This window comes from Enterobacter sp. SECR19-1250 (genome assembly GCF_013391025.1).
Classification (GTDB): Bacteria; Pseudomonadota; Gammaproteobacteria; order Enterobacterales; family Enterobacteriaceae; genus Enterobacter; species Enterobacter cloacae.
The window spans coordinates 1-7,953 of sequence record NZ_JACASJ010000158.1; the positions used below are offsets into that span (position 1 = coordinate 1).

Here is a 7,953-nt window from a genome sequence, read left to right on the forward strand (position 1 = left end):
CTTGCCGATGCGCCACCGACGGACAACCGCGCCGGCCTGCTCGACAAGATGCGCGATCTGCTGGGCAGAAACGACAAGACGGGTAGCAGCGGCGCATTGCATATCGCCGTCATCGGCAGCGGCGGGGCCGCGATGGCAGCGGCGCTGAAGGCCGTCGAGCAAGGCGCACGTGTCACGCTGATCGAGCGCGGCACCATCGGCGGCACCTGCGTCAATGTCGGTTGTGTGCCGTCCAAGATCATGATCCGCGCCGCCCATATCGCCCATCTGCGCCGGGAAAGCCCGTTCGATGGCGGCATCGCCGCTACCACGCCGACCATCCAGCGCACGGCGCTGCTGGCCCAGCAGCAGGCCCGCGTCGATGAACTGCGCCACGCCAAGTACGAAGGCATCTTGGAGGGCAATCCGGCGATCACTGTGCTGCACGGCTCCGCCCGCTTTAAGGACAATCGCAACCTGATCGTGCAACTCAACGACGGCGGCGAGCGCGTGGTGGCATTCGACCGCTGCCTGATCGCCACCGGCGCGAGCCCGGCCGTGCCGCCGATTCCCGGCCTGAAAGACACTCCGTACTGGACTTCCACTGAAGCGCTGGTCAGCGAGACGATTCCTAAGCGCCTGGCCGTGATTGGCTCATCAGTGGTGGCGCTGGAGCTGGCGCAGGCGTTCGCCCGACTCGGAGCGAAGGTGACGATCCTGGCTCGCAGCACGCTGTTCTTCCGCGAAGACCCAGCTATAGGCGAAGCCGTCACGGCCGCATTCCGCATGGAGGGCATCGAGGTGAGGGAACACACCCAGGCCAGCCAGGTCGCGTATATCAATGGTGAAGGGGACGGCGAATTCGTGCTCACCACGGCGCACGGCGAACTGCGCGCCGACAAGCTGCTGGTCGCCACCGGCCGCGCGCCCAACACACGCAAGCTGGCACTGGATGCGACGGGCGTCACGCTCACCCCGCAAGGCGCTATCGTCATCGACCCCGGCATGCGTACAAGCGTGGAACACATCTACGCCGCAGGCGACTGCACCGACCAGCCGCAGTTCGTCTATGTGGCGGCAGCGGCCGGCACTCGCGCCGCGATCAACATGACCGGCGGTGACGCGGCCCTGAACCTGACCGCGATGCCGGCCGTGGTGTTCACCGACCCGCAAGTGGCGACCGTAGGCTACAGCGAGGCGGAAGCGCACCATGACGGCATCAAAACTGATAGTCGCACGCTAACGCTGGACAACGTGCCGCGCGCGCTCGCCAACTTCGACACGCGCGGCTTCATCAAACTGGTGGTTGAAGAAGGCAGCGGACGACTGATCGGCGTGCAGGCAGTGGCCCCGGAAGCGGGCGAACTGATCCAGACGGCCGCACTGGCGATTCGCAACCGGATGACGGTGCAGGAACTGGCCGACCAGTTGTTCCCCTACCTGACGATGGTCGAAGGGTTGAAGCTCGCGGCGCAGACCTTCAACAAGGATGTGAAGCAGCTTTCCTGCTGCGCCGGGTGAGGACAAGGAGGTGTGCGATGAGCGCCTACACGGTATCGCAACTGGCCCATAACGCTGGGGTGAGCGTACATATCGTGCGCGACTACCTGGTGCGCGGCTTGTTACGGCCGGTGGCCTGCACCACGGGCGGCTACGGCGTGTTCGACGATGCGGCCTTGCAACGGCTGTGCTTCGTGCGCGCGGCCTTCGAGGCGGGTATCGGCCTGGATGCCCTGGCGCGGCTGTGCCGTGCGCTCGACGCAGCGGACGGCGCACAAGCCGCAGCGCAGCTTGCCGTGCTGCGCCAGTTGGTCGAGCGGCGGCGCGCGGCGTTGGCCCATCTGGACGCGCAACTGGCCTCCATGCCAGCCGAGCGGGCGCACGAGGAGGCATTGCCGTGAACGCCCCTGACAAACTGCCGCCCGAGACGCGCCAACCCGTTTCCGGCTACCTGTGGGGTGCGCTGGCCGTGTTGACCTGCCCCTGCCATCTGCCGATTCTCGCCGCCGTGCTGGCCGGGACGACCGCCGGTGCCTTCCTTGGCGAGCATTGGGGTGTTGCCGCGCTCGCGCTGACCGGCTTGTTCGTTCTGGCCGTAACGCGGCTGCTGCGCGCCTTCCGGGGCGGATCATGACGAGTTCGCAGCCCGCCGGATGGACGGCGGCCGAGTTGGCGCAGGCGGCGGCGCGCGGACAGCTTGACCTGCATTACCAGCCGCTGGTCGATCTGCGCGATCACCGGATCGCTGGCGCGGAAGCGTTGATGCGCTGGCGGCATCCGAGGCTTGGCCTGTTGCCGCCCGGCCAGTTCCTGCCGCTGGCCGAGTCGTTCGGCCTGATGCCGGAAATAGGCGCGTGGGTGCTGGGCGAGGCCTGTCGCCAGATGCACAAGTGGCAAGGACCGGCATGGCAACCGTTCCGTCTTGCCATCAATGTGTCCGCCAGCCAGGTTGGGCCAACGTTCGACGACGAGGTAAAGCGGGTGCTGGCCGATATGGCCCTGCCCGCCGAGCTTCTGGAGATCGAACTGACCGAATCGGTCGCATTCGGCAATCCAGCCCTGTTCGCCAGTTTCGACGCCTTGCGCGCCATCGGCGTGCGCTTCGCCGCCGACGACTTCGGCACCGGCTATTCCTGCCTGCAACATCTGAAATGCTGCCCCATCACCACATTGAAAATCGACCAATCCTTTGTCGCCAGGCTCCCGGATGATGCCCGTGACCAAACTATCGTGCGGGCGGTGATCCAGCTCGCGCACGGGCTGGGCATGGATGTCATTTTCAGAAGACGACTGCACCAGTTGATTGGGCGTAATGGCTGTTGTGCAGCCAGCTCCTGACAGTTCAATATCAGAAGTGATCTGCACCAATCTCGACTATGCTCAATACTCGTGTGCACCAAAGCGAGGTGAGCATGGCGACGGACACCCCACGGATTCCAGAACAAGGCGTGGCCACTCTGCCTGATGAGGCTTGGGAGCGTGCGCGCCGTCGTGCGGAGATCATCAGTCCGTTGGCGCAGTCGGAGACGGTCGGGCACGAAGCGGCCGATATGGCGGCTCAGGCGCTGGGCTTGTCTCGGCGCCAGGTATACGTTCTGATCCGGCGTGCCCGGCAAGGCAGCGGCCTCGTGACGGATCTGGTGCCCGGCCAGTCCGGTGGAGGTAAAGGTAAGGGGCGCTTGCCGGAACCGGTCGAGCGCGTCATCCACGAGCTACTGCAAAAGCGGTTCCTGACCAAGCAGAAGCGCAGCCTAGCGGCCTTTCACCGCGAAGTCACTCAGGTGTGCAAGGCTCAAAAACTGCGAGTGCCGGCGCGCAATACCGTGGCCTTACGGATCGCTAGCCTTGACCCGCGCAAGGTCATCCGCCGGCGGGAAGGCCAGGATGCCGCTCGTGACCTACAAGGTGTGGGCGGCGAGCCTCCTGCCGTGACCGCGCCGCTGGAGCAGGTGCAGATAGACCATACGGTCATCGACCTGATCGTGGTCGATGACCGCGACCGGCAACCTATTGGCCGCCCGTACCTGACCCTCGCCATCGACGTGTTCACCCGCTGCGTGCTCGGCATGGTCGTCACGCTGGAAGCGCCGTCTGCCGTTTCGGTTGGCCTGTGCCTCGTGCATGTCGCCTGCGACAAGCGCCCTTGGCTGGAAGGACTGAACGTGGAAATGGATTGGCAGATGAGCGGCAAGCCCTTGCTGCTCTACCTAGACAACGCGGCCGAGTTCAAGAGCGAGGCCCTGCGCCGGGGTTGCGAGCAGCATGGCATCCGGCTGGACTATCGCCCGCTGGGACAGCCGCACTATGGCGGCATCGTGGAACGGATCATCGGCACGGCGATGCAGATGATTCACGACGAACTGCCGGGAACGACCTTCTCCAACCCTGACCAGCGCGGCGACTACGATTCCGAAAACAAGGCCGCCCTGACGCTGCGCGAGCTAGAGCGCTGGCTCACATTGGCGGTCGGCACCTACCACGGTTCGGTGCACAACGGCCTGCTCCAACCGCCGGCCGCGCGCTGGGCCGAGGCCGTGGCGCGTGTCGGCGTACCGGCCGTCGTCACACGCGCTACTTCGTTCCTGGTCGATTTTCTGCCGATCCTCCGGCGCACGCTGACCCGCACCGGCTTTGTCATCGACCACATCCACTACTACGCCGATGCGCTCAAGCCGTGGATTGCGCGGCGTGAACGCTGGCCGTCCTTTCTGATCCGGCGCGATCCGCGCGACATCAGCCGTATCTGGGTCCTGGAACCGGAGGGACAGCATTACCTGGAAATTCCCTACCGTACCTTGTCGCATCCGGCTGTCACCCTCTGGGAACAACGGCAGGCGCTGGCGAAACTGCGGCAGCAAGGGCGCGAACAGGTGGATGAGTCGGCGCTGTTCCGCATGATCGGCCAGATGCGTGAGATTGTGACCAGCGCGCAGAAGGCCACACGCAAGGCGCGGCGTGACGCGGATCGCCGCCAGCACCTCAAGACATCAGCTCGGCCGGACAAGCCCGTTCCGCCGGATACGGATATTGCCGACCCGCAGGCAGACAACTTGCCACCCGCCAAACCGTTCGACCAGATTGAGGAGTGGTAGCCGTGGACGAATATCCCATCATCGACCTGTCCCACCTGCTGCCGGCGGCCCAGGGCTTGGCCCGTCTTCCGGCGGACGAGCGCATCCAGCGCCTTCGCGCCGACCGCTGGATCGGCTATCCGCGCGCAGTCGAGGCGCTGAACCGGCTGGAAGCCCTTTATGCGTGGCCAAACAAGCAACGCATGCCCAACCTGCTGCTGGTTGGCCCGACCAACAATGGCAAGTCGATGATCGTCGAGAAGTTCCGCCGCACCCACCCGGCCAGCTCCGACGCCGACCAGGAGCACATCCCGGTGTTGGTCGTGCAGATGCCGTCCGAGCCGTCCGTGATCCGCTTCTACGTCGCGCTGCTCGCCGCGATGGGCGCGCCGCTGCGCCCACGCCCACGGTTGCCGGAAATGGAGCAACTGGCTCTGGCACTGCTGCGCAAGGTCGGCGTGCGCATGCTGGTGATCGACGAGCTGCACAACGTGCTGGCCGGCAACAGCGTCAACCGCCGGGAATTCCTCAACCTGCTGCGCTTCCTCGGCAACGAACTGCGCATCCCGTTGGTTGGGGTAGGCACGCGCGACGCCTACCTAGCCATCCGCTCCGATGACCAGTTGGAAAATCGCTTCGAGCCGATGATGCTGCCGGTATGGGAGGCCAACGACGATTGCTGCTCACTGCTGGCCAGCTTCGCCGCTTCGCTCCCGCTGCGCCGGCCTTCCCCAATTGCCACGCTGGACATGGCTCGCTACCTGCTCACACGCAGCGAGGGCACCATAGGGGAACTGGCGCACTTGCTGATGGCGGCGGCCATCGTCGCCGTGGAGAGCGGCGAGGAAGCGATCAACCATCGCACACTCAGCATGGCCTGTTGAGTTGCATCTAAAATTGACCCACTTAGGGTAAAGATTTGCGTCGAAATTTGACCCACGTATGACACTGTTTCCCGTCTGGATATGGCGGGAGAAATCAAGGAGTGATAAACGTGGCGATATTGAGCGCAATTCGACGCTGGCATTTTCGCGATGGTGCGTCGATTCGGGAAATAGCCCGACGAAGCGGCCTGTCCAGGAACACCGTTCGCAAGTATTTGCAAAGCAAGGTGGTTGAACCGCAGTACCCAGCGCGAGACAGCGTTGGCAAGTTAAGTCCTTTTGAGCCCAAGTTAAGGCAGTGGCTCTCCACCGAGCACAAAAAGACAAAGAAGCTGCGCAGAAACCTGCGCAGCATGTACCGGGATTTGGTCGCTTTGGGCTTTACCGGGTCTTATGACCGAGTGTGTGCCTTTGCCCGACAGTGGAAAGATTCCGAACAGTTCAAGGCGCAAACCTCGGGCAAGGGTTGTTTCATCCCCTTGCGCTTTGCTTGTGGCGAAGCCTTCCAATTCGATTGGAGTGAGGACTTTGCCCGCATAGCGGGCAAACAGGTCAAACTTCAGATTGCCCAGTTTAAGTTGGCCCACAGCCGGGCCTTTGTGCTTCGGGCTTACTACCAGCAAAAACATGAAATGCTGTTTGATGCCCACTGGCATGCCTTTCAAATCTTCGGTGGCATTCCCAAGCGCGGCATCTACGACAACATGAAGACCGCTGTGGATTCGGTGGGGCGTGGCAAAGAGCGCAGGGTCAATCAGCGGTTCACTGCCATGGTCAGCCACTACCTGTTTGATGCGCAGTTCTGTAATCCAGCATCGGGTTGGGAGAAAGGCCAGATTGAGAAGAACGTGCAGGATTCCCGCCAACGCCTGTGGCAAGGGGCACCAGACTTTCAAAGCCTTGCTGATTTGAATGTGTGGCTTGAGCATCGCTGCAAAGCGCTGTGGTCTGAGCTGCGCCACCCCGAATTGGACCAAACCGTGCAAGAGGCCTTTGCCGATGAACAAGGCGAGTTGATGGCGCTACCCAATGCCTTTGATGCATTCGTGGAGCAAACCAAGCGAGTCACTTCAACCTGCCTTGTTCACCACGAGGGCAATCGCTACAGCGTTCCTGCCAGTTACGCCAACAGGGCCATCAGCCTTCGGATTTATGCAGACAAGCTGGTGATGGCTGCCGAAGGCCAACACATTGCCGAGCATCCAAGATTGTTTGGCAGTGGCCACGCTCGGCGTGGCCACACACAATACGACTGGCACCATTACTTGTCTGTGCTTCAGAAGAAACCTGGGGCGTTGCGCAATGGTGCGCCATTTGCTGAATTGCCACCCGCGTTCAAGAAGCTTCAATCCATCTTGCTGCAACGCCCCGGCGGTGACCGTGACATGGTGGAAATTCTGGCCCTTGTATTGCACCACGATGAAGGTGCGGTACTCAGTGCTGTGGAATTGGCATTGGAGTGTGGCAAGCCATCGAAGGAGCATGTGCTTAATCTGTTGGGACGTTTGACCGAAGAACCTCCACCCAAACCGATTCCAATTCCCAAGGGGTTAAGGCTGACATTGGAACCACAGGCCAACGTGAACCGCTATGACAGTTTAAGGAGAGCCCATGATGCAGCATGAAGGCCATGTGAGAATCCTCAAATCCTTGAAACTCTTTGGCATGGCACACGCCATTGAGGAGTTGGGCAATCAGAATTCACCAGCATTTAATCAAGCCTTGCCCATGCTGGACAGCTTGATTAAAGCTGAAGTGGCAGAGCGTGAAGTACGTTCGGTGAACTATCAATTGCGGGTGGCCAAGTTCCCCGTGTATCGGGACTTGGTGGGCTTTGACTTCAGTCAAAGCCTGGTTAATGAGGCCACGGTCAAACAATTGCACCGGTGCGACTTCATGGAACAAGCCCAGAACGTGGTGCTGATTGGTGGGCCAGGCACAGGCAAGACTCACCTGGCCACAGCCATTGGTACACAAGCAGTGATGCACTTGAACCGACGGGTGCGTTTCTTCTCCACCGTGGATTTGGTCAATGCACTGGAGCAAGAGAAATCATCTGGGCGTCAGGGACAAATCGCAAACCGTCTGTTGTATGCCGATTTGGTGATTCTGGATGAGCTGGGATATTTGCCTTTTAGCCAAACCGGTGGGGCACTGCTGTTTCACCTGCTCTCAAAGCTGTACGAAAAAACCAGCGTGATACTGACCACCAACTTGAGCTTCTCGGAATGGAGCCGAGTGTTTGGCGATGAAAAGATGACAACAGCGTTGTTGGACCGACTAACCCACCACTGCCACATCCTGGAAACCGGCAATGAAAGTTACCGCTTCAAACACAGTTCAACTCAGAATAAGCAGGAGGAAAAACAGACCCGCAAACTGAAAATCGAGACATAATTCTGACAACAAGGGGTGGGTCAAAATTCAATGCAAATCCCGGGTCAAATTTGGGTGCAAATCAACAGATATCGACAACCTCTCGCGCAACCAAGACATCGCGGTCGGACTGCAAGTGATCT

At 61.2% G+C, this 7,953-nt stretch carries 8 protein-coding genes; all 8 read left to right on the forward strand.

Translation table 11 applies throughout. The features are described from left to right. A partial coding sequence (gene merA / locus HX884_RS24465) for a mercury(II) reductase (protein WP_178328926.1) occupies positions 1-1,500 on the forward strand: 1,500 nt, incomplete at its 5' end. A gap of 17 nt (positions 1,501-1,517) precedes the next feature. Further along, entirely contained in the window at positions 1,518-1,880 is a 363-nt protein-coding gene (merD, locus tag HX884_RS24470; RefSeq protein ID WP_001277456.1) for a mercury resistance co-regulator MerD, read from the forward strand. Beyond that, positions 1,877-2,113: a broad-spectrum mercury transporter MerE gene (gene merE / locus HX884_RS24475; protein ID WP_000993386.1), complete on the forward strand. Its 237-nt coding sequence runs from the start codon at positions 1,877-1,879 to the stop codon at positions 2,111-2,113. The genes merD and merE overlap by 4 nt, the downstream gene beginning before the upstream one ends. Positions 2,114-2,148: 35 nt before the next feature. Next, positions 2,149-2,817: an EAL domain-containing protein gene (locus HX884_RS24480; protein ID WP_001300294.1), complete on the forward strand. Its 669-nt coding sequence runs from the start codon at positions 2,149-2,151 to the stop codon at positions 2,815-2,817. A gap of 74 nt (positions 2,818-2,891) precedes the next feature. Then, positions 2,892-4,571: a Mu transposase C-terminal domain-containing protein gene (locus tag HX884_RS24485; protein WP_000179844.1), complete on the forward strand. Its 1,680-nt coding sequence runs from the start codon at positions 2,892-2,894 to the stop codon at positions 4,569-4,571. A gap of 2 nt (positions 4,572-4,573) precedes the next feature. Further along, positions 4,574-5,434 carry a TniB family NTP-binding protein gene (locus HX884_RS24490; RefSeq protein WP_000344784.1) on the forward strand — a complete coding sequence of 287 codons (861 nt, stop codon included), beginning with the start codon at positions 4,574-4,576 and terminating at the stop codon, positions 5,432-5,434. A 101-nt stretch (positions 5,435-5,535) separates the two neighbouring features. After that, complete coding sequence (gene istA / locus HX884_RS24495; protein WP_001324342.1) at positions 5,536-7,059, forward strand: IS21-like element IS1326 family transposase; 1,524 nt, start codon at positions 5,536-5,538, stop codon at positions 7,057-7,059. Continuing rightward, entirely contained in the window at positions 7,046-7,831 is a 786-nt protein-coding gene (gene istB / locus HX884_RS24500; RefSeq protein WP_000983249.1) for an IS21-like element IS1326 family helper ATPase IstB, read from the forward strand. Before istA ends, istB begins: the two co-directional genes overlap by 14 nt. The last annotated feature ends 122 nt before the right edge of the window (positions 7,832-7,953 follow it).